Here is a 20,162-nt window from a genome sequence, read left to right as displayed (position 1 = left end):
TTTTGTCTTCCCAAGTGTTTTTATTTGCATCTAGTTCTTTTGCTAGATGCCTTTTTTTATGTTAAAAAAGGTATCCTCAAATACTTTGAGGATACCTTTTCACTTTTATTATCTCTGCTGTTTTCTACCTAATACGAGTAATCCAAAACTCATCATTACAAGAAGTGCTCCCATATATGGTTCCACAGGCATTTTCTGCCCTGTCTTTGGTAATTCTTTTTCCGGTTTTTCTGGACCCGGTGTTCCAGGCTTTTCTGGATCTGGTGTTCCAGGTTTTTCTGGATTCGGTGTTCCAGGTTTCTCTGGATCTGGTGTGCCAGGTTTTTCTGGATTCGGTGTTCCAGGTTTCTCTGGATCTGGTGTTCCAGGTTTCTCTGGATCTGGTGTGCCAGGCTTTTCTGGATCTGGTGTTTCTGGAACTGGTGGTGCTAAATGATTCAATTTGTTTAATACTTCTAATTGAACTGCATTTATCATTCCATTTGTAATTTCAAATGGAATTGGATTAGTTAATTTTTCATATCCTTTTGGTGCTTCTACTTCTACTAGTGTGTAGTTACCTACAGATAAATCTGCGATTTTTGCCTTTCCATCTTTATCTGTTGTTACTTTCACTACTACTTTTCCCGCTTCATCATGAACTTCAAACACAGCTCCTGATAAGACTTCCTTGCTTTCAGCAGCCATTTTTGTAATCTCCACTGAACCTTTGTCTAACTGTTCATTCTCTACTTTCAATGATAAGACTTTCGTCATACCTTTTTTAATTTCGAATGATACTGGTTCCGTTAACTTCTTATAACCTGGTAAGCTCTTCGTCTCTACTAATTTATATTTTCCTACTGATAGATCTGAAACGTTTGCTTTTCCTTCTTCATCTGTCGTTATTTCAGTTACTATTTTGCCTTGCTCATCTTGTACTTCGAAGACTACGGCTTCTAATGCTTTTTGGCTATCTTTATCTACTTTTGTTACTTCTACATTTCCCTTGTCTAACATTTCATTTTCTACTGTTAAAGCAAGAGATTTTGTCATACCCTTTTCAATTTGGAAAGTAATTGGATCTACTAATTGTTTATATCCTTTTGGTGCTTTTACTTCTACTAACTTGTATGTGCCAACGGATAAATTAGTGACTTGTGCTTGTCCTTTTTTATCTGTCGTTATTTTAGCGACTACTTGTCCTGCTGCATCTTGAATCTCAAATACTGCATCAGCTAAAGCATCTTTATTTTCTTTATCTACTTTTGTAATTTCTACATTTCCTACATCCACTAATTCATTTTCTACAGTCAATTGTAATGCTGTAACTCTACCTTTTTCAATTTCGAATGAAACTGGCTTTTCTAGTGGTTTGTATCCTACCGGTGTTTCTACTTCTACTAACTCATACTTTCCAATAGATAAATCTGAAACTGTTGCTGTTCCTTCTTTATCTGTCGTTACTTTCGCAACTACTTTTCCTTTTGAGTCACGTACTTCAAATACAACATTTTCTAATGGTGCTTTACTGTCTTTATCTATTTTTGTGATTTCTACATTCCCCGTATCTACCATTTCATTTTCTACAGTGAACGTTAAAGATTTTGTCATACCTTTTGTAATTTCAAATGGTACAGGCTTTTCTAATTTTTTATAGCCTGGTAAACTATCTACTTCTACTAGCTTGTACTTTCCTACTGATAAATCTGAAACTGTTGCTTTTCCAGCTTTATCTGTCGTTACTTTCGTTACTACCTTGCCTTTGTCGTCTTGAACTTCAAAGACTACCCCTGCTAACGGTGCCTTATTATCTTTATCTATTTTTGTAATTTCTACATTTCCCGTATCTACCATTTCATTTTCTATTTTTAATGATAGAACTTCTGTCATTCCTTTTTTGATTTCAAACGATACTGGTTCTGTTAATTGTTTGTAACCTGGTAAGCTTTCTTTCTCTACTAATTTGTACTTTCCTACAGATAAGTCTGAGATTTTTGCTTTACCATTTTTATCTGTTTTTACTTCCGTTACTACTTTGCCTTTTTCATCTTGCACTTCGAAGACTACATCTTCTAATACTTTTTTACTATCTTTATCTACTTTTGTAATTTCTACTGAACCTTTATCTACTAGTTCATTCTCTACTTTTAATGATAAGACTTCTGTCATACCCTTTTTAAATTCGAATGATACTGGCTCTGTTAGCTTTTTGTAGCCTGGTAAGCTTTCTACTTCTACTAGTTTGTAATTTCCTACAGATAGATTTGAAATTTTCGCTTTTCCTTCTTTATCTGTTGTTACTTTCGTTACTACTTTGCCTTTTTCATCTTGCACTTCGAATGTTACGCCTTCTAATAACGCGCCACTTTCTTTGTCCACTTTTGTAATTTCTACTGAGCCTTTATCTAACTGTTCATTCTCTACTTTTAATGATAAGACTTCTATCATACCTTTTTTGATTTCGAATGATACTGGCTTCGCTAGTTTTTTATATCCTGGTAAGCTTTCTACTTCTACTAGCTTATATTTTCCTACTGATAAATCTGAAATTGTTGCTTTTCCATCTTTATCTGTTTTTACTTTCGTTACTACTTTGCCTTTTTCATCTTGCACTTCGAATGTTACGCCTTCTAATAACGCGCCACTTTCTTTGTCTACTTTTGTAATCTCTACTGAACCTTTATCTAACAGTTCGTTCTCTACTTTCAATGATAAAACTTTCGTCATACCTTTTTTGATTTCGAATAATACTGGTTCTGTTAATTTTTTGTAACCTGGTAAGCTTTCTTTTTCTACTAATTTATACTTTCCTACTGATAAATCTGAAATTGTTGCTTTTCCTTCTTTATCTGTCGTTACTTCTGTTACTACTTTGCCTTTGTCGTCTTGAACTTCGAAGACTACGCCTTCTAATAATTTTTGACTATCTTTATCTACCTTTGTAATTTCTACATTTCCCTTGTCTAACATTTCGTTTTCTACTGTTAAAGCAAGAGATTTTGTCATGCCTTTTTCAATTTGGAAAATAATCGAATCTACTAATTGTTTATATCCTTTTGGTGCTTTTACTTCTACTAACTTGTATGTGCCGACTGATAAATTAGTAACTTGTGCTTGTCCTTTTTTATCTGTCGTTATTTTAGCGACTACTTGTCCTGCTTCATCTTGAATTTCAAAGACTGCATCAGCTAAAACATCTTTATTTTCTTTATCTACTTTTGTAATTTCTACATTTCCTGTATCTACTAATTCATTTTCTACTGTTAGCTTTAATGCTGTTACTCTACCCTTTTCAATGTCGAATGAAATTGGCTTTTCTAGTGGTTTGTATCCTGCCGGTGTTTCTACTTCCACCAACTCATACTTCCCAATAGGTAAATCTGAAACGTTTGCTTTTCCTTCTTTATCCGTCGTTACTTTCGTAACTACTTTTCCTTTTGAATCACGTACTTCAAATACAACATTTTCTAATGGAGCTTTACTATCTTTATCTATTTTTGTTATCTCTACATTCCCTGTATCCACCATTTCATTTTCTACTTTTAATGATAGAACCTCGGTCATGCCTTTTTTGATTTCAAATGATACTGGTTTTTCTAGCTTTTTATAACCAGGTAAACTTTCTACCTCTACTAATTCATACTTTCCTACAGGTAAATCTGAAACATTTGCTTTTCCATCTTTATCTGTCGTTACTTTTGTAACTTCATTCCCCTTTTCATCTTGGACGATGAATGTTACTCCCGCTAACGGTGCTTTATTATCTTTATCTATCTTTGTTATCTCTACATTTCCCGTATCTACCATTTCATTTTCTATTTTTAATGATAGAACTTCAGTCATGCCTTTTTTGATTTCAAATAATACTGGATCTGTTAGTTTCTTATAGCCTGGTAAACTTTCTTTCTCTACTAATTTGTACTTTCCTACTGATAGATCTGAGATTTTTGCTTTACCATCTTTATCTGTTTTTACTTCCTTTACTACTGTTCCAGCTTCATCTTGCACTTCAAAGACTACGCCTTTTAATGCTTTTTTGTTGTCTTTATCTACTTTTGTAATTTCTACTGAACCTTTATCTAACTGTTCATTTTCTACTTTCAATGATAGGACTGTTGTCATACCTTTTGTAATTTCGAATGATACTGGTTCTGTTAGCTTTTTGTAGCCAGGTAAACTTTTCGTCTCTACTAATTTGTACTTTCCTACTGATAAATCTGAGATTTTTGCTTTACCATCTTTATCTGTTTTTACTTCTGTTACTACTTTTCCTTGCTCATCTTGCACTTCGAAGACTACGCCTTCTAATACTTTTTGACTATCTTTATCTATTTTTGTAATTTCTACTGAGCCTTTGTCTAACTGCTCATTTTCTACTTTTATTGATAAAGCTTTTGTCATACCTTTTGTAATTTCAAATAGTACTGGTTCTGCTAGATTTTTGTAACCTGGTAAGCTTTTCGTCTCTACTAATTTGTACTTTCCTACTGATAGATCTGAAACGTTTGCTTTTCCATCTTTATCTGTTACTACTTTTCTTACTACGCCATCTTTCTCATCTTGGACTTCAAATTCGACACCGGCTAATACTGCCCCGTTTTCTTTGTCCACTTTTGTAATTTCTATATTCCCTTTGTCTACCATTGCATTTTCCACTTGTATTGGGAATATGCCGTCCCCTGTTACATTTACTTCCAACTCTGTTTCTTTTAATTGGTAGCCTTCAGGTGCTTTTGTTTCTTTTAAAATATATTTTCCTGGTGCTAACGGTTTAGAGATTGCCTTACCATCTTTATCTGTAACAATATGTTCGACTACTACACCGTCTTTTACTATATCAAACTCTGCATTTTCCAATGGTTTTTCACCATTTTCCGAATCAATTTTCTTTACTTCAATTTGACCCTTTTGCATAGTATTTTTAATTTCAATTGTTTTTGTTTCTCCAGCTTGAAGTGTAACCTCTACTGGGCTTGTTAATTTTTGATATCCTTCTGGTGCTACTGTTTCATAAACTTTATACGTCCCAGGAGCTAAAGTTTGAGGTACTGAAAAACCTTTTTCGTCCGTTTTTAGTTTTGCAACAACTTCATTTGCACTATTTCGAACTTCAAATTCGGCACCTTTTAACCCTTTATTCGGATTCTCAGAATCTGTTTTATGAATCAGTACTGTACCATCTTTTGGAGCTTCAGGCGGCGTAATAGTTACTTCTTTTGATGTTAATGTTTTATCATCAAAATGCAATTCCGCTTTATTAGGAATCTTCTTATCTACGTAAGAAGATAAGTCTGCATTATTTTTTATTTTCGCCTTGATACTGAGATTGATTATCTGGTCTTCATATGACTTATAGTCAAAACTCTCACCAAACGTAAATGTTACTTCACTTCTTTGTTTATCTATATTTAACGTTCCTTTAGAAGTAATATCTTGGCCATTTTGATCATACACTTTTGCCTCTAATACTTCTAAAACATCTTCTAAATCATCACTAATTACCATAGATGTGTATTTAGGAGGATCGTTCGGTATATGTGTACCAACTTGGTATTGAATAACTTGATCCATTTGTGTTAACTGCTCATTCTCTACAAGCTTGCCATTCTCATCAACTATATTTTTTTCAATGCTAGGTGGATTATTGTCACCTGAACCGGATCCTCCTCCACCACTTACAAATACTTGTCCTACTTTTTCTTCAGTTTTAATATTTTTACCTTCTAATTTCACAGTATTTTTATGAGGCTTTGCAGCAGGATTTGTAACCTTTGTTTTATATCTTAAAATATAACCTTTTGAACTGTCTGGAAACTCAATTGTAAATCCAGTCTTCGTTGCATTTATTTTAATGTTAGATAAATCTGCTGGCTTAATATTTGTTGGTGCATAACCATCTTCAAATACAGCCTCTTCTAATACTACGCTGTCTGTAATTAACTCATGCCCAGGTCCTAATGTATCTGTTAATTTAAGATCTTGCATTTCTGTTCCAGTTGCATTTACGTATACAAGCCAATCAGCAATTGAAGGATCTTCTTGATTATAAGAACCCCATTTCAATAAATTTTCCGTATTGGGCTGTGGCTTCGGTCTCTCTGTCGTATTATTTACACTTACTTCTTTATTGACGATTTGACCATCAACGTTAAATTCTAATGGAATTTCTTTAACACCATCATATGCTTCTAGACCAAAGTAGAATTCTACGAATAAAGAGCCTTTAATGTTATTCTTTCCTTCTACGTAATCACCCATAGTACACGTTAATAGACCCTTTTTCATCTCACATGTACCAACTGTTTTTCCTTCAGCATCTTTTAAAGGAAAACTCATATTCATAAGGTCTTTTCGAAACTCTTTTGGCATATCAATTGTGAATTGATCTCCACTTTTTATTTTTTCTTTAGCTGACCACTTCACTTCTACTTTCATACCATCTGAGGCTTGATACGGTTCAGATGTCGTGCCATCAGTACGGGAAATATTAATTTCGTCCACTGGACTTTTCATCACAGCAGCTTGAATAACTGGAGCCCACACATTCAGCACTGAAAATAATACTAGAAAAACTAATGAAACCATTGAAATATGCCTTTTAGTACTTTTCATTTGCATAGTTCCCTCCTATTTTTTTATATTTATATAACAAAAAAAGACCGTCCGGTTGCATCAAAAATGTGCAACCAGACGATCTTAGTAACCAATATGTATTACCGTAGACTCTAAGCTTTGCGGCCTATCCTTTCGAATAGTGTGCTAAAAATATCTTTTATTCTTTTTTTGTTTCATTTTCCTCTTAAACCAAATATTACTATACCGTCTGGACGGTTATAATTCAATACTCTATAAAATTGTTCTATTTTTCTAATAAAAAAAACAATTCACCACTACATTAAATAAGTAATGGTGAATTGTTTTCGTATTATATAGTTCGTATATTCTATTTATATGAATTATCAATAAGAGCTTGAATCACTTTTTCTCTTAACTCGGGGCTTAGTCTGCCAACCCCTAAATATTCCGAATACCATAATCCATCTGCTGCTAATCTAATAATTGTTGCACAAACTGAATCTATCTCATCGTTTTCTATATTCTTTTGCAGTTGCTGAAATGATTGTTGTAATGGCTCAAGTAATTCAGGTTTTAACATGAATGCTGCCATCATACTACTAGACAACTCTTCTGTTCTTCTCTCATTACTTAATCTTTCCTCTACAAAAGAGCGAACCCATCTCCCTTTCCTCTCTGAGTCTTCCGCTACTTTATTGTAAATAGCGCCCTCATAATCCTCTATCCCTCTGACTATCATACCTTCTATTAAAGCTTCTTTATTTGCAAAGTGATACAATAATCCACCTTTACTTACACCCGCCTCTTTTGCCACTGCTTCTAAGGTTAATTTAGCAACCCCTTTACATTGCACAATTTGAGAAGCGGCCGCCAAAATCTTTTGCCGCGTTATGCTGATACTCATTCCTTTTTAAAACCCCATTTCTACTAAATTTATATAAATACGAATCTTATTTTTAATATTGTTGATTACTACTAAGTATTTTCTTTATACAACAAAAGCTTCATTACCTTTGAATTTTTAGTTACTTATTCTATTAAAAATTTCCATATCATTCAATATGATAACATTAAATACACAAAGTCGACTATACATCTATACTTTTGTATTCATTCCTAATATATCCATCAATAAAATTTACCGATTAGTCCTTCTTATTACTTTATAAGACGGCAGTAATTCTTTCAGCATTAAATAAAAAATGTTATTACTCCCATCGAATCGAGTAATAACATTTTACTTAACAAATTCGCGGCCAACTAGCATCCTTCACATCTTCACTAGTCGGTTTTCTAACTGATCCAATAAAGTGAAACTTTATATCCGCAACATGGACAGGTGTATTTCATTTTGTCACTCCATTATTAACTTGTTTTCCCATATATTCCGACTCACAAAGAATGTAACAGCACAAATCATAGTTATCCCTATGAAAAATGTATTAGAATCTTCATATGTAGTTGGAATGCCTACCGTTACGAAAACAATACTAAAAGCTAAAAATAGATATAATAATAAAGATATAATATAGCTTAGTTTAAATCGTAAAATGATACCTCTAAACAATAGCTCACCAAGTAGACAGCCACCTAAAATAATAGGTACTCCGAAATACAATGTAAGGACTCCCATTTGCGCAGTAGATTGAATTATCTTTCCAATTATGTTCGGCGAAACCAGCTCACTATCGTTTCCCATCCTATCATATAAATCAAGTGCTGTTGCTGAAATAAAGAAACTTAATATAGAAAATGAATACGGTATTAAAAATTTGCTCACTCTCATTCACCTCGCTTTTTTCTTTACATATATTATTCATTATTTCCTATCATTTTTACATAAAAAAATAACCCTCTATGATAAAACATAGAGGGAAGCATTTCTATATAAAAATCTATACCTTATCCTGAAGTGAATCCCGAAAATAGGACAAATATCAAAACACCTAAACCATCTGCTATCTGCTCCCTACATTCTTTAGGGTAGATAGTTTATATGTTTTATTAGAAAGTAGTGCTCTCTTTTTTATAATATTCTTTTGAAATCTCTTCATAAAATGCTGCCGATGTCGAGTAGAAATAAGGTACTAACCATAAGAAACCGATTCCTATAGTAAGAATACTTAATATGAACCAGCCTAAGAAACTTAAGCATAGTAAAAAGTAATCCATTTTATGTCCATTCATCATATGACGACTCTCAGTAATCGCTTGATTCGCTGTATATTCTGGATGATCATTCAAAATAAAATATGTCATAGAATAAGAAAATGATTTAATAATACCTGGAATAATAAGAAGTAATGTCCATAGAGTCAAGTATACATACATTAGTAAATATGTTAAAAACGACTTCATCAACTTACTTCCATCGCTAAACCATCTAAATATATGACCAATGCGAGCATCAGTCCTACGAATTGCATTTAAAACAAGATAATAGGCACCTATTGTTAATGGACCAATAACAAGCATTACAATAATACTTACTGTGAGTGAATCACTTGCTTCTTCCCAACCCCAAAATATCGAAAAAATACCTGTGGTTAGCATTTCAACAGCTCCAATAAGGATTCCAATTAATAAAGTTGCCCCTACCGCTAATCCCCATCTTCCTTTTAATGCATCAAGTGCTTCTCTTTTCAACTGACTTATCATATATAACCTCCTAATACTATTTATATTTTAGTATACCATTTATATCAAAAATTCCACAGATTCCTCTAAAATAGAAGAATATTACCTTTTTTCATACATATTAATACATGTGTGCTGTAGTTGTACTGCTCTATCACTTAAACCACTCATTTCCTTATAACAAAAAAAGCCTGCCCTTCATAATAGGCAAGCTTTCTCAAATTATTCCTCCCTCATTCTCTTCTTATACCAATCCTGCATTCTCTCCGCGTCTTCTACTCTCGTATGCTCTATTTTATAACTAGATGATGCACTAGAAAACTTATACGTACATAAATCCGCGCGGCGCTGGAAATATGATTGTGTCTTCTCCATTGATTGGACGTGTCTTCTTCTAATAAGTCCTGTGTATTTTCCGACGCTACGATAGACAAGTGTAATTTGTTCTCCGTTAACACTGTAACCATTTGTTTTAAATGTTGCGTATCCAAGTGTAAAGATAAGGATTGCGAGCGGAATTAATGCCCACATGATGAAGTGCTTTTCAGAGTATATACTTATTCCAAGAAGCGGGATTGCTAGCATTGCGAAGAAGATAAAACTATCAATGAGATAGCGGCGCAATGCTGCTTTTGGTAATGCAATAATGTTTGCATTCAGTTCGTATGGTAATTGTAAATGGGCGAGTAACTGTTGCACTCGATTTTTTCGAATGATAGGATGCAGTGTAACTTTTTCTTCTTTTCCCTCACTTTGAATGACTTCTACTTGCACAGCACAATAACCGAATGGTTGGCGTAAAATACTTTCTTTTATCGTAATACCTTGAATACGATGCAATTTTAGTACGAGCTCTTTTTTCTCAAGTAATCCTTGTGAAATGCGAACTTCGTCATTTCTTCGATTCACTGTGAAATCGCCATGTTTTAACGCGTAACCGATTGTAGATATAATCCAAGAAAGAACGAGTAAAATGGCTACCATGAAAATCCAGCCATATATATCATGTTCCATTACATACGACTTTACGCCATTCTCTATCCATTTCGGAATGTACTCATCTACTTGGTGATAAACGAAAAAGATTAAAGAGAATAATAGTCCAAATTGACCAGATGTAACAGATGCTAATAAAATCTCTTTCCAAGTTAATTTATATTCTGTCGTTTGTTTTTCCTCTGTAACAATTGCTTTTTCTACTACATTTTCTGTTGCTTCGTCTAACGTTCCTTCTGCTTTCACTTCTGGAGTTGGCTCATTTAGCAAAGCAATAAGCTCCGCCGCTTCTTCTGCCGTAATACCAGCTAAGCTAACTTCTGCTTCATCGCCCCCACCAGCTGTTTCAATCTGAATTTTTTTCAAACCGAGCATTTGATATAGTACGTTAGAACTTGTATTAATCGTTTGAACACGTTCTTTATTTAAGTAGCTCTCCTTTTTCACGAAGAGACCTTTTTTCACATGTAATACGTTATTTTCAACCCAATATGTTGTGTAATACCATTTTTCAAATGCTGAAAAAACGGTGAGTAAACCAAATGCTGCGGGAATTAAATACCAAAACGGGAATTTTCCGTTTAAGCTAAACATGAAAATAATGAGTGGTATAAAATCTGTTATTTTCAATTCTAATAACATCGTGATTGGATGCTGCCTCTTATACATCCTCATCACTCACTTTCGCTAATTCTGCGATTTTCGTTTTCAACATTTCTGCTTCATACATCGTTAAGCCTGGAATGCTGTGAGAAGTTGCTGCTGTTGAAATGTGTAATTCTGCTAATCCGTATTTTCTCATAATTGGTCCTTGTTCAATCGTAACGTGCTGCACACGAATCATCGGTACTAATACGCGCTTTACGACGAAAAGACCATGCTGAATTTCAAGTTCTTCATCATTTAGTTGGTAGCTGTAATAACGTTGACGTAGTTTCGGGAATAAGAAGTACGAAAATGGCGCGAACACAACTGTTAGCCCAATCATCACATACAAAATCCACGCCCACCAATCAAACTTTATCATAAGGAAAAGGTAAGCTAAAATGACGAGTATACCGATCCCTTCTTCAATTACAGCACGAATTTTCCACACTTTGACCATGTCAGGGTTAATTTCATTTTTCAATGGATCCATGTAACCACTCCAAATCTAGTAATCTAATATACGAATACTCTTAATCTATATTTTACATAACTTTACAGAAAATTAAAATTTAATCTTCTTTCCTCTCTGGAATAAAATATCCGAACCAAAGTAGCCAAATAAAACCGATTAACTTCATCCAACTTCCATCTGCTTGAAAAGCCTCTATCATGCCTGGAATTTTATAAACTCCAATGAATCCAAGAAAACCGAGCCACCAGTTTTTTTGCATTTTCATTTTTACTCCTCCTTCATGACGCTTTTCACATTTCGAATCCAAATTTCTTTATATTTTAACTGAAATCCCATGAGCATATAATTGCTCATATTATCGATCACAAGCGCTAGCGTATGAGCGTTTTCTTCCGTTGCATGTTGTGACACAACGCCCAGTCTCGCGCCTTGCTTCAATAAATCGTGGAAACCATGTAAGAAATCCTCTTGTATTTCAAATAATCGTTTCTGATACTTTTCATTTCGCGATGCAGTTACGATAAATTCATTGATAACGCGTAGTATTCCTTCTTGCCCTTCATACTCAGAGAGCATATGTAAACCATCTGCGATTAGCTTTTCTGCAAAATTTTCTTTCGTATACTGCTCTTTATCGAAGTAATTTGCAAAATGATAATCAGAAAAAATCTCTTCAAATAAAAAATCGACTAACGCTTCTTTAGAAGAAAAATGATAATAAATAGCCGGTTTTGAAATACCTACCTCTTTCGCAATCATGGAAAGGCTCATCTTCTCAATGCCGTGCTCTGCCATGAGTTTAAATGATGCCTCTACAATGTTTTGCGATGTTTGTAAATTCTTTGTCATACTGTACCTCACTTATTTTTACTTACCGGTCGGTAAATAAATTATAAAATGAAACTGAATAATTTGCAAGTTAATAAGAGTTTACACAGGAAGTTCTTGATAAAGTGAAACTTTAATCAGCCTTCATAAACAGCGGGATAAAGGCGGCGATGAGGCTGGTCACGATAATAAAAGCGGATTTCCATCCATTATTGTGCTCTTTATCATATTGATTGTAGTCGGAGTTGGCTATAGCGAAATTAACTTCTAAAAAAAGCATCCTAAATCACACATTTAGGATGCTTTTTTTTACTTTCTATTTAGCAATCGCATACGATAACAATTCATTGTCACTTCTCCAAGTCTTTGCAGCAATTGATAGTTCGCATATGCGCCTACCGGGGCACCGATTACTGGTACGAGCTGAAGCATTTTCGCTAAATCGATATAGTCTCGGTATTCTGTTTGGAACTTTTCCCAGTCCATATGATTTTCTTTTTCTGTATCCCACGTTTCAATTGCTTTCCATATTTCTTTTCTGTGATTGTCACTTGAAAAGGCGAGTTGGAAAACGTGAAGAATAAAAAGACGCTCTTCTTGTTTACTTGTATCAAATCCATACAACGTTGCTGCATCGAATAAAAATTTAATTTTAATCGTAAGTAAAAGCGGAAAGTCAGCAAGACCGAGTAAAATACCACCAGCCCCCGTCCCTGCTCCTTCTGCCGCAGCTATTTTTTTGTACTCATCCATTTTTTTACGCACTTCGTCATCACGTCTTTGCAGTGACCATGTCGTCTCTTTTAGCTTCGGCTTTATAAAGTTTGATCCGGCGCTGATCGTTTGCACCATCATCCGAATCGTTTCTGTTAAGACTTTTTGCACTTTCGCCGGAATAAGCTGTTGTACTTTCGTCTGCACTTTCTTTGAGAACCGTGTCATCATAGAAGAATCTTTCATGAATGTAGCTTTCCACTGCTCCAGTTCTTTTATAACCTTTTCTTCATATGTAATCATAGGTTCATTCCCTTCAATTTAAACGTTCAATGCGCTTCGCACCGTATTGGTAAACGAAACCGATACTAAATAATATGCTTACGACAAGTAAAATTCCTGTCATCATGAAATCTTTCGTTGCTAGTGCAAATATAACTGTAAAGATTACGCTCCCGATGATTAGAATCACATTTAATAAAGTAAGAAAATCTTTCTTCTTTTCATCTACCTTTACTGGATACAAATCAAGCCAAATTTTCATGCGGTGATGTTTCCATAAAGTTAATAGCTGATAGCCAATTAAGTATAGGAAAATAAAACTTACGATAAATCGCCCGTATAAAAATGGAATGAAGTAAAGAATAACTCCTCCAAGAGCGAGCAGACGCACATATAATCCAAAATAGTTACCTGATCTTAAAAACGTTCTCGTATATAAGTATAAATATGTGCGCTTTTCGCCGATTATCGACAGAATGAAATCCAGCCATTTTCGGCGAGATACTCTTTCTTTTAATGCTGGTACATCAACGAACATATTCGCAATTCGGTACAGCAGCATCATTTTCTTACCTTCTTCAGAAATTAAATACTCCCAGTTTAGCGGCTTTCCTTTTACCATTTGATGCATGATAGCAAGATATAACACCATGAGCAGAACGATTCCGCCAATAACAAGAACTGAAGTACGTTCTACAAGGAAATATACAAATAAACCGTTTAAGATAAAACGAATAAACCAATCAGCCTTTTGTATATTTTGATCTGTTAAAAATGACTTTTCCCACGCTACAAATAAATTCCACGCTTTTACAATGACAAATGCGAGGACAATCCATATGTAGCCAGCACCGGTTTGCTTCATTTGTTGGAAGTATAACGGAGCAAGCGCAGCTGCTACGATTGCGATTATGTATAACTGAATCATAAATGTAAAAAGAAATGCCTTGGTGAAGTAAGGTTTTAACTTTTCTTCAACTGGCAGTAAGTAAACGAGATCCGCTTCTTTTAATAACGTTTGAATGGATCCAGCTGTTAACACGAGTCCAATTAATACTGCCATTACGAGCGCAGTTGGAAAGGAAGATGTTAACGTTTGTAACCATTGCTGGTAATAATACGCTCCCGCACCGATGATGAACACGAAAATAAATTTCAAATGATCATTAAATACGTATTTACTATATGTACGAACTTCTTTTAGAAAGTGACGAAATCGTTCTTTCCATAACGCTGTGCTATTCATAATCTTCTTCCTTTGTTAGCGCGATGTAAATATCATCTAACGTTGCACCTGGCATATTAAACTGTGATTGCAGTTCAGCTAATGTTCCCTTCGCTCTTACTTCACCTTGATGCAGAATAATGAACGAATCACAATAACGCTCTGCCGTCGCTAAAATATGTGTGCTCATTAAAATACCGGCTCCACTCTTTTTCATTTGATCCATCATTTGAAGAAGAGATTGAATTGCTAACGGATCTAATCCAACGAAAGGTTCGTCTACTATGTAAAGAGATGGCTCAACTAAAAACGCGCTCATAATCATTACTTTTTGTTTCATCCCTTTTGAGAAATGAGATGGAAACCATTTTAAACGATTTTTCATTCGAAATTCATGTAATAGTTGTCCTACACGTTCTTCATATTGTTTTTCATCGACGCCGTACGCCATCGCTGTTAATTTCAAATGCTCTTCTAACGTTAATTCATCATATAATACCGGCGTTTCTGGAATGAATGAAAAGCTAGAACGGTACGCTGTCATATCATCACGAATTGTTTTCCCATTAATTGTGACAGTTCCTTTTTTCGGTTCCATTAAACCGATAATATGTTTAATCGTCGTACTTTTACCAGCTCCATTTAAACCGATTAAGCCGACAAGTTCGCCTTTATTAACAGAGAACGAAACGTCTTTTAATACAGGTCGTTTCGTATATCCTCCTGTAACATTTTCTACACGCAATAACTCGCTCATACGACACCACTTTCTTCATTAGTATTCATTCTATATTCATCTTACCAAAAATTATGCTGTACTACATAGTATCCATGTACTCAAAAAAAAAATTTAAATTTATTAGCATATATTTTCCCGAAAGCGGACATCATAATTATTGAAGAAGGAACACATTGAAAAAGCAACCACCAATTGATGAGTACAACAACATAGTGAAGTCATCATGAAATGGGGTGTCCATGTTGGACAATGAAATTTACACATAACCAGATTATTTGTTTCATTTTCGAAACGGGGTGTCTCCGAAAGAGCATATACTGTTTTAAAAAATAAACAATTTCCTTTTATGAAAGATTGCAATTCATTTCACTTGAAAATGGGGTGTCTACGGCAGAAACTTTAGCCGATTTACCGTGCATTTCTTAAATAAATGAGGTGTCTGCGAAACGTAAATTACGATAATGCTTTTTCAATCCCTCTTCAGAAAACAGGAAGCTGAGTCAGCTTCCTGTTTTTCGTGTTTGTTCTCTTATGTAATTATGGTAAAATACGGCTAAGGATATTTGAAAGGATGAGATCAATGAATCATACAGCAGACAATTGTATTTTTTGTAAAATCATTGACGGGCAAATCCCTTGCTCAAAAGTATACGAAGATGAACATGTGCTTGCATTTTTAGATATTAGTCAAGTAACAAAAGGACATACTCTTGTTATTCCGAAAGTTCACAAACAAGACATTTTTGCGTTAACGCCAGAAATCGCATCACACATTTTTTCTGTCGTTCCAAAAATCGCAAATGCGATTAAAGCAGAGTTTAATCCAGTTGGCTTTAACCTACTTAACAATAACGGTGAAAAAGCTGGACAAACTGTGTTCCACTTCCACCTTCATTTAATTCCACGCTACGGTGAAAAAGATGGTTTCGGTGCTGTTTGGAAATCACACCAAAATGAATACACTATGGAAAATTTACAAAACATCGCAAGTACAATTGCAAATAGTGTGAAATAATGACACTATAAGAAGGCGTAATACATAACAAGCCACTTCCCTGAAGTTATCAAATTCCGCATGGCTTGTTTCTTCACTTAAAATGCTCAGGGATGATTGTTTGTGCATAGCACATATAAGAAAGATATGCATATTGTTTTACATCATGAATACGAACAAAAAATAAGGAGGTCTCCTTTTATGTCAAAAGCTAAATCCTTTATTACAGGTGTTATTTGCGGGGGAGCAGTTGCTGGACTAGCCGTTCTTTTCTCAACTCCTTCTTCTGGTAAAGACATGCGCGGCAAGTTAAAAGAAAAAGGAAATGATATTAAAAAGACTTTAGCTGATATTACAGCTGATACGAAATTATTAAAGCGTCAAATTGTTGAAACTGCTTCAGAAGGTAAAGAAGTGTTTCAAGAACTAAAAGATGACATGCAAGACACGCTTTCTAACTGGAAACAAGATATTTCTCAAAACAAGCGCCATATTGAGAAAGAAATTTTGGACATCCAAAAGTCAATTGAGAAACTACAAGAAGCTGTTCCAGAAAAAGCGTAAACAAATTCCTGCTTAGTTTTTTGCATATAACAAATATTTTTTATATAAATTGACCTTGACACGGCATATCGTATAGATATGCCGTGTTTTTATGCATTTACAATATATGTTATCAATTAACATGTAAGGACAACGCATGTATTCACGACTCATAAAACGCTTCCATAGTTATGCATGATTTGTATAGAATGTCATTTTGTTAAAAAATTTTCACAATTCTCACAAAAAGACTTTATTAATTTTTATTTTACTGGCATAATAGATAGTAATGAAAAAAGAATGTTAAAGTGGGTGAGTACATGAAAAGTGGAGAAAAAGATTACTCGGTAAAAGAAGCGATGATTTTCAGCCAACGCATTGCTCAATTATCGAAAGCGTTATGGAAATGTGTAGAGAAAGATTGGCAGCAGTGGATTAAACCTTACGATTTAAATATTAATGAACATCATATTTTAACAATCGCTTATCATTTAAAAGGGGCTTCTATTTCTGAGATTGCTAAGTTTGGAGTTATGCACGTATCAACGGCGTTTAACTTCTCGAAAAAGCTGGAAGAACGCGGCTATCTTGTATTCTCAAAAAAGGAAGATGATAAACGAAATACGTACATTGAAATTACAGACAAAGGGGAAGAATTACTACTTCGCTTAATGGAGGAGTATGATCCTGAAAATAATTCAGTGTTTAATGGGGCTCTTGCACTTCGTAATTTTTATGGGAAGTTCCCAGAAAATATCGAACTGATTGCAATCCTGCGTAATATTTACGGACAAGACTTTATCGATATTTTTGAGAAATCATTAGAAGATATTGAAGAGAACTTTACAGAATCCGATCAAAAGTTAGTTAAGAAATAATCTATTTATTTTTTCGCAATCATGCTTAAGAATTCATTCATAAGCGGCTTAAATAAACCTTGTTTTGCTAGCGCTTCCGCAGTTTCGTTTACTTCGAGCTGATGTGGAAGCGCTTTTTCAAATTGATTTAACAGCGCATCGAACAAAAGAAGCCCTTCAGCTTTCTCCACTACATATTGCTCGTTCAGTTTTTCACAAAGATTTAGTATACGTTCAATATCTTTTTTACGAGCTTTTTTCTTTATGATCAAAGAATAAAATGGACACTTCTCTTCATCAATCATTTTAAATAATAGGTCTACGTAGTATTCAGCTTGTTCTAATCTTCTAACAACGTCCATTTTCTCCCTCACTTTCTAACACAAAGTCTTCTATTTCTGAATTTTGTAACACGAACAAAATATCGTGTGATACAATATATGTATATGTATTTTAGCCAAAAGGAGGTCTCGCCTCATGACACTTATAACAGTTGTTTTTGTCGCATTCGCACTTCTTGTTATATTTTACACGAATTTCATGACACATACACTGTGTGAACGAAAACAAATAGCTGCGAGCCGCCAGCCCGGTGTCTTTCGGGTTATTAATGTATGTATAACAATTTTATTAATTTCTAGTTATATAGAAATTATATTTCATGGAAAGTGAGGAAGGAAAGCCCCTTCCTCACTTTTTTCCTCTATAAGCAAATTATACCTACAATAACCAATAAAATAAACAGTACAAGTAATAAAATAAGTTGAGAATTCATCCCCATCCCCTCCTCTATTCTGTATATGCGGCATACGCCCAATATGGCACACTTTCAAAATCTGACACGTACTGGTTAATTTTTCTTTATCAATATGAAAACGCGTCGAAATATGATATATTAAATTTTGTACATATTGCTTATACTATAGAACAAAACATTCATCAAAACTTTATCCTCAGCCACGGTAAGCCCTGTTAAGCGCGCTTTACCAATACAAAAAAGCAAAAGTATCAGTGAGACTTAATCGGGCTCTTATGAATTTAAAATTCATCGGTGTAGGATAAATTAAAAATACATAATAGTAGGAGTGTTTATCGAATGAAGAAAGCTATGCTTGCCTTAGCCGCAACAAGTGTAATCGCATTATCAGCATGTGGAACATCATCATCAGACAAAATCGTTACATCTAAAGCTGGTGACATTACAAAAGAAGAATTCTACGATCAAATGAAGACACAAGCTGGTAAACAAGTACTAAACAACATGGTTATGGAAAAAGTTCTTATTAAAAACTACAAAGTTGAAGACAAAGATGTAGACAAAAAGTTCGATGAAATGAAAAAACAATACGGTGATCAATTCGATACACTAATGAAACAACAAGGTATTAAAGAAGAAACTATCAAAAATAGTGTGCGTGCTCAATTAGCTCAAGAAAAAGCGGTTGAACAATCGATTACTGATAAAGATGTAAAAGCAAAATTCGAGGATTATAAAAAAGAAATTAAAGCAAGTCATATCCTTGTAAAAGATGAAGAAACTGCTAAAAAAGTGAAAGATGAACTTGCTCAAGGTAAATCTTTCGAAGAATTAGCAAAGCAATACTCTGAAGATACAGGTTCAAAAGAAAAAGGTGGCGACTTAGGATTCTTCGGACCAGGGAAAATGGTAAAAGAATTTGAAGAAGCAGCTCAAAAGTTGAAAAAAGATGAAGTAAGCGAACCTGTAAAAACACAATTCGGTTACCATATTATTAAAGTAACTGATAATCACGCAGATGCAACTTTCGATAAATCAAAAGCTGATATTAAAAAATCACTAGCTCAAGAAAAAACGCAAGATGCTCAATTCATGAACGATCTTATGATGAAAGAAATCAAAAAAGCTGACGTAAAAGTTGACGATAAAGATTTAAAAGATCTTTTCAAAGAGCAAAAAGCTGACGATAAAAAAGACGAAAAGAAATAATGAAAAGCTCGGGCTAAGCCCGAGCTTTTTTATATCCCCTCTTCCAGGGGGAAATTGTGTACAGATTGGGTAAATGAAATTACATGATTGACTCTTCGATTCTATAGAAAGGATAACGTCTTTTTCATTTTATGGATAGTGTACAATCTTAGCTAGTTTTACACTATCTTCGTTACCGAAAGTTTATTTTGTCATTCGTTTAACTAAAACCACCTTTTATGCATTTCACTTAAAAACATTTCTGTGATTCTAAATCCTGAACTTTCCCCTATAATAGAGTCAATCCCACAATACGGACAAACTGCTGTGTTATCATCATCCCACCACTCTGTAATTTTTTCTGGATGGAAAATTTCTAAACAATAGAAACAACCACATATAACATCCTTTTCTAAGTGCTTTCTATTACGAGAACAAAAACGATGTGCTTCCTCAAAATATTTTCCCATCAGTATCCCCCTATTCCTGATTGTTTCTATACTTTACTTAGATTATCCTCGGCAAAATTGCAATTATTTCTTACAGAAAAACAAAAAACCCTTGATTCACAACGCGTGGAACCAAGGGTTTATCTCATCATTATTGATTAAATTAAGAAACTATGTTAAATTAGTACAGAAACACGTTTTCTAAAGTACACAGAACGTATTTATCCGTATCTTAATTGTACAACAAAACCTTTCTTCAGTCAACCTCTATTTTT

At 34.2% G+C, this 20,162-nt stretch carries 19 protein-coding genes and 1 riboswitch; of the genes, 6 read left to right on the top strand and 13 right to left on the bottom strand.

Annotation, left to right across the window (positions count from 1 at the left end; all coding sequences use genetic code 11):
• Window positions 1-108: 108 nt before the first annotated feature.
• The 8 genes from DOS87_RS05590 to DOS87_RS05555 all read right to left on the bottom strand — a co-directional run bounded on the left by DOS87_RS05590 (window position 109) and on the right by DOS87_RS05555 (window position 12,160).
• On the bottom strand, window positions 109-6,600 hold the full coding sequence (locus DOS87_RS05590; protein ID WP_208730221.1) for a SpaA isopeptide-forming pilin-related protein: 6,492 nt from the start codon (window positions 6,598-6,600) through the stop codon (window positions 109-111).
• A gap of 60 nt (window positions 6,601-6,660) precedes the next feature.
• Window positions 6,661-6,753, bottom strand: a riboswitch (cyclic di-GMP riboswitch).
• A 172-nt stretch (window positions 6,754-6,925) separates the two neighbouring features.
• Window positions 6,926-7,462: a TetR/AcrR family transcriptional regulator gene (locus DOS87_RS05585; RefSeq protein WP_000028014.1), complete on the bottom strand. Its 537-nt coding sequence runs from the start codon at window positions 7,460-7,462 to the stop codon at window positions 6,926-6,928.
• Window positions 7,463-7,912: 450 nt separating this feature from the next.
• Window positions 7,913-8,338, bottom strand: a complete 426-nt coding sequence (locus tag DOS87_RS05580; protein WP_002083032.1) for a hypothetical protein — start codon at window positions 8,336-8,338, stop codon at window positions 7,913-7,915.
• A 224-nt stretch (window positions 8,339-8,562) separates the two neighbouring features.
• Window positions 8,563-9,216: a DUF975 family protein gene (locus DOS87_RS05575; RefSeq protein ID WP_000625404.1), complete on the bottom strand. Its 654-nt coding sequence runs from the start codon at window positions 9,214-9,216 to the stop codon at window positions 8,563-8,565.
• A gap of 201 nt (window positions 9,217-9,417) precedes the next feature.
• Window positions 9,418-10,860 (bottom strand): PH domain-containing protein, encoded by a 1,443-nt coding sequence (locus DOS87_RS05570; RefSeq protein ID WP_000278212.1) that lies wholly within the window; start codon window positions 10,858-10,860, stop codon window positions 9,418-9,420.
• Complete coding sequence (locus DOS87_RS05565; protein WP_098578268.1) at window positions 10,853-11,329, bottom strand: PH domain-containing protein; 477 nt, start codon at window positions 11,327-11,329, stop codon at window positions 10,853-10,855. The genes DOS87_RS05570 and DOS87_RS05565 overlap by 8 nt, the downstream gene beginning before the upstream one ends.
• A gap of 79 nt (window positions 11,330-11,408) precedes the next feature.
• Entirely contained in the window at window positions 11,409-11,576 is a 168-nt protein-coding gene (locus DOS87_RS05560) for a hypothetical protein (RefSeq protein WP_000783816.1), read from the bottom strand.
• 2 nt (window positions 11,577-11,578) lie between these two features.
• On the bottom strand, window positions 11,579-12,160 hold the full coding sequence (locus tag DOS87_RS05555) for a TetR/AcrR family transcriptional regulator (RefSeq protein ID WP_000164836.1): 582 nt from the start codon (window positions 12,158-12,160) through the stop codon (window positions 11,579-11,581).
• 115 nt (window positions 12,161-12,275) lie between these two features.
• Here DOS87_RS05555 and DOS87_RS05550 point away from each other — a divergent pair, with 115 nt between their 5' ends.
• Window positions 12,276-12,410, top strand: a complete 135-nt coding sequence (locus tag DOS87_RS05550) for a YjcZ family sporulation protein (protein ID WP_102981857.1) — start codon at window positions 12,276-12,278, stop codon at window positions 12,408-12,410.
• 38 nt (window positions 12,411-12,448) lie between these two features.
• Here the strand turns inward: DOS87_RS05550 and ecsC are convergent, their stop codons facing one another.
• The 3 genes from ecsC to ecsA are packed head-to-tail and all read right to left on the bottom strand — an operon-like array spanning window position 12,449 to window position 15,117.
• Window positions 12,449-13,156 carry an ecs operon protein EcsC gene (gene ecsC, locus DOS87_RS05545; protein WP_000634144.1) on the bottom strand — a complete coding sequence of 236 codons (708 nt, stop codon included), beginning with the start codon at window positions 13,154-13,156 and terminating at the stop codon, window positions 12,449-12,451.
• A 13-nt stretch (window positions 13,157-13,169) separates the two neighbouring features.
• Window positions 13,170-14,381 (bottom strand): ABC transporter permease EcsB, encoded by a 1,212-nt coding sequence (gene ecsB / locus DOS87_RS05540; RefSeq protein WP_098578269.1) that lies wholly within the window; start codon window positions 14,379-14,381, stop codon window positions 13,170-13,172.
• Window positions 14,374-15,117, bottom strand: a complete 744-nt coding sequence (gene ecsA / locus DOS87_RS05535; RefSeq protein ID WP_001292597.1) for an ABC transporter ATP-binding protein EcsA — start codon at window positions 15,115-15,117, stop codon at window positions 14,374-14,376. The genes ecsB and ecsA overlap by 8 nt, the downstream gene beginning before the upstream one ends.
• 562 nt (window positions 15,118-15,679) lie before the next feature.
• Between ecsA and DOS87_RS05530 the strand changes: the two genes are divergently transcribed.
• From DOS87_RS05530 to DOS87_RS05520, 3 genes are all read left to right on the top strand, one after another.
• Window positions 15,680-16,114, top strand: a complete 435-nt coding sequence (locus tag DOS87_RS05530; RefSeq protein ID WP_001016835.1) for an HIT family protein — start codon at window positions 15,680-15,682, stop codon at window positions 16,112-16,114.
• A gap of 180 nt (window positions 16,115-16,294) precedes the next feature.
• Window positions 16,295-16,657 carry a YtxH domain-containing protein gene (locus DOS87_RS05525; RefSeq protein WP_000030302.1) on the top strand — a complete coding sequence of 121 codons (363 nt, stop codon included), beginning with the start codon at window positions 16,295-16,297 and terminating at the stop codon, window positions 16,655-16,657.
• Between the two features lie 299 nt (window positions 16,658-16,956).
• Complete coding sequence (locus tag DOS87_RS05520; protein ID WP_000834924.1) at window positions 16,957-17,514, top strand: HTH-type transcriptional regulator Hpr; 558 nt, start codon at window positions 16,957-16,959, stop codon at window positions 17,512-17,514.
• A gap of 5 nt (window positions 17,515-17,519) precedes the next feature.
• Here the strand turns inward: DOS87_RS05520 and DOS87_RS05515 are convergent, their stop codons facing one another.
• Window positions 17,520-17,855 carry a DUF1878 family protein gene (locus DOS87_RS05515; protein WP_098578270.1) on the bottom strand — a complete coding sequence of 112 codons (336 nt, stop codon included), beginning with the start codon at window positions 17,853-17,855 and terminating at the stop codon, window positions 17,520-17,522.
• A 115-nt stretch (window positions 17,856-17,970) separates the two neighbouring features.
• On the opposite strand from DOS87_RS05515, the gene DOS87_RS05510 reads away from it, so the two are divergent.
• Entirely contained in the window at window positions 17,971-18,165 is a 195-nt protein-coding gene (locus DOS87_RS05510; RefSeq protein ID WP_000172690.1) for a hypothetical protein, read from the top strand.
• 424 nt (window positions 18,166-18,589) lie between these two features.
• Window positions 18,590-19,459 (top strand): peptidylprolyl isomerase PrsA, encoded by an 870-nt coding sequence (gene prsA, locus DOS87_RS05505; RefSeq protein WP_098578271.1) that lies wholly within the window; start codon window positions 18,590-18,592, stop codon window positions 19,457-19,459.
• Between the two features lie 203 nt (window positions 19,460-19,662).
• On the opposite strand, the gene DOS87_RS05500 is transcribed toward prsA, so the two are convergent.
• A complete protein-coding gene (locus tag DOS87_RS05500; protein ID WP_000521398.1) occupies window positions 19,663-19,908 on the bottom strand; it encodes a hypothetical protein in 246 nt (81 codons plus the stop codon).
• Window positions 19,909-20,162 lie beyond the last annotated feature (254 nt).

The sequence above is a fragment of the Bacillus sp. CR71 genome (genome assembly GCF_003429245.1).
GTDB lineage: Bacteria > Bacillota > Bacilli > Bacillales > Bacillaceae_G > Bacillus_A > Bacillus_A thuringiensis_S.
Note: the sequence above shows the minus strand (reverse complement) of the source record. Positions and strands in the feature narration are given on the sequence as shown.

Coding starts and splice junctions, on each gene's coding strand:
- DOS87_RS05570 (WP_000278212.1), bottom strand. CDS start 10,860: ATGTATAAGAGGCAGCATCCAATCACGATGTTATTAGAATTGAAAATA.
- ecsB (WP_098578269.1), bottom strand. CDS start 14,381: ATGAATAGCACAGCGTTATGGAAAGAACGATTTCGTCACTTTCTAAAA.
- DOS87_RS05525 (WP_000030302.1), top strand. CDS start 16,295: ATGTCAAAAGCTAAATCCTTTATTACAGGTGTTATTTGCGGGGGAGCA.
- DOS87_RS05560 (WP_000783816.1), bottom strand. CDS start 11,576: ATGAAAATGCAAAAAAACTGGTGGCTCGGTTTTCTTGGATTCATTGGA.
- DOS87_RS05500 (WP_000521398.1), bottom strand. CDS start 19,908: ATGGGAAAATATTTTGAGGAAGCACATCGTTTTTGTTCTCGTAATAGA.
- DOS87_RS05575 (WP_000625404.1), bottom strand. CDS start 9,216: ATGATAAGTCAGTTGAAAAGAGAAGCACTTGATGCATTAAAAGGAAGA.
- ecsC (WP_000634144.1), bottom strand. CDS start 13,156: ATGATTACATATGAAGAAAAGGTTATAAAAGAACTGGAGCAGTGGAAA.
- ecsA (WP_001292597.1), bottom strand. CDS start 15,117: ATGAGCGAGTTATTGCGTGTAGAAAATGTTACAGGAGGATATACGAAA.
- DOS87_RS05510 (WP_000172690.1), top strand. CDS start 17,971: ATGACACTTATAACAGTTGTTTTTGTCGCATTCGCACTTCTTGTTATA.
- DOS87_RS05520 (WP_000834924.1), top strand. CDS start 16,957: ATGAAAAGTGGAGAAAAAGATTACTCGGTAAAAGAAGCGATGATTTTC.
- DOS87_RS05530 (WP_001016835.1), top strand. CDS start 15,680: ATGAATCATACAGCAGACAATTGTATTTTTTGTAAAATCATTGACGGG.
- DOS87_RS05590 (WP_208730221.1), bottom strand. CDS start 6,600: ATGCAAATGAAAAGTACTAAAAGGCATATTTCAATGGTTTCATTAGTT.
- DOS87_RS05555 (WP_000164836.1), bottom strand. CDS start 12,160: ATGACAAAGAATTTACAAACATCGCAAAACATTGTAGAGGCATCATTT.
- prsA (WP_098578271.1), top strand. CDS start 18,590: ATGAAGAAAGCTATGCTTGCCTTAGCCGCAACAAGTGTAATCGCATTA.
- DOS87_RS05515 (WP_098578270.1), bottom strand. CDS start 17,855: ATGGACGTTGTTAGAAGATTAGAACAAGCTGAATACTACGTAGACCTA.
- DOS87_RS05565 (WP_098578268.1), bottom strand. CDS start 11,329: ATGGATCCATTGAAAAATGAAATTAACCCTGACATGGTCAAAGTGTGG.
- DOS87_RS05585 (WP_000028014.1), bottom strand. CDS start 7,462: ATGAGTATCAGCATAACGCGGCAAAAGATTTTGGCGGCCGCTTCTCAA.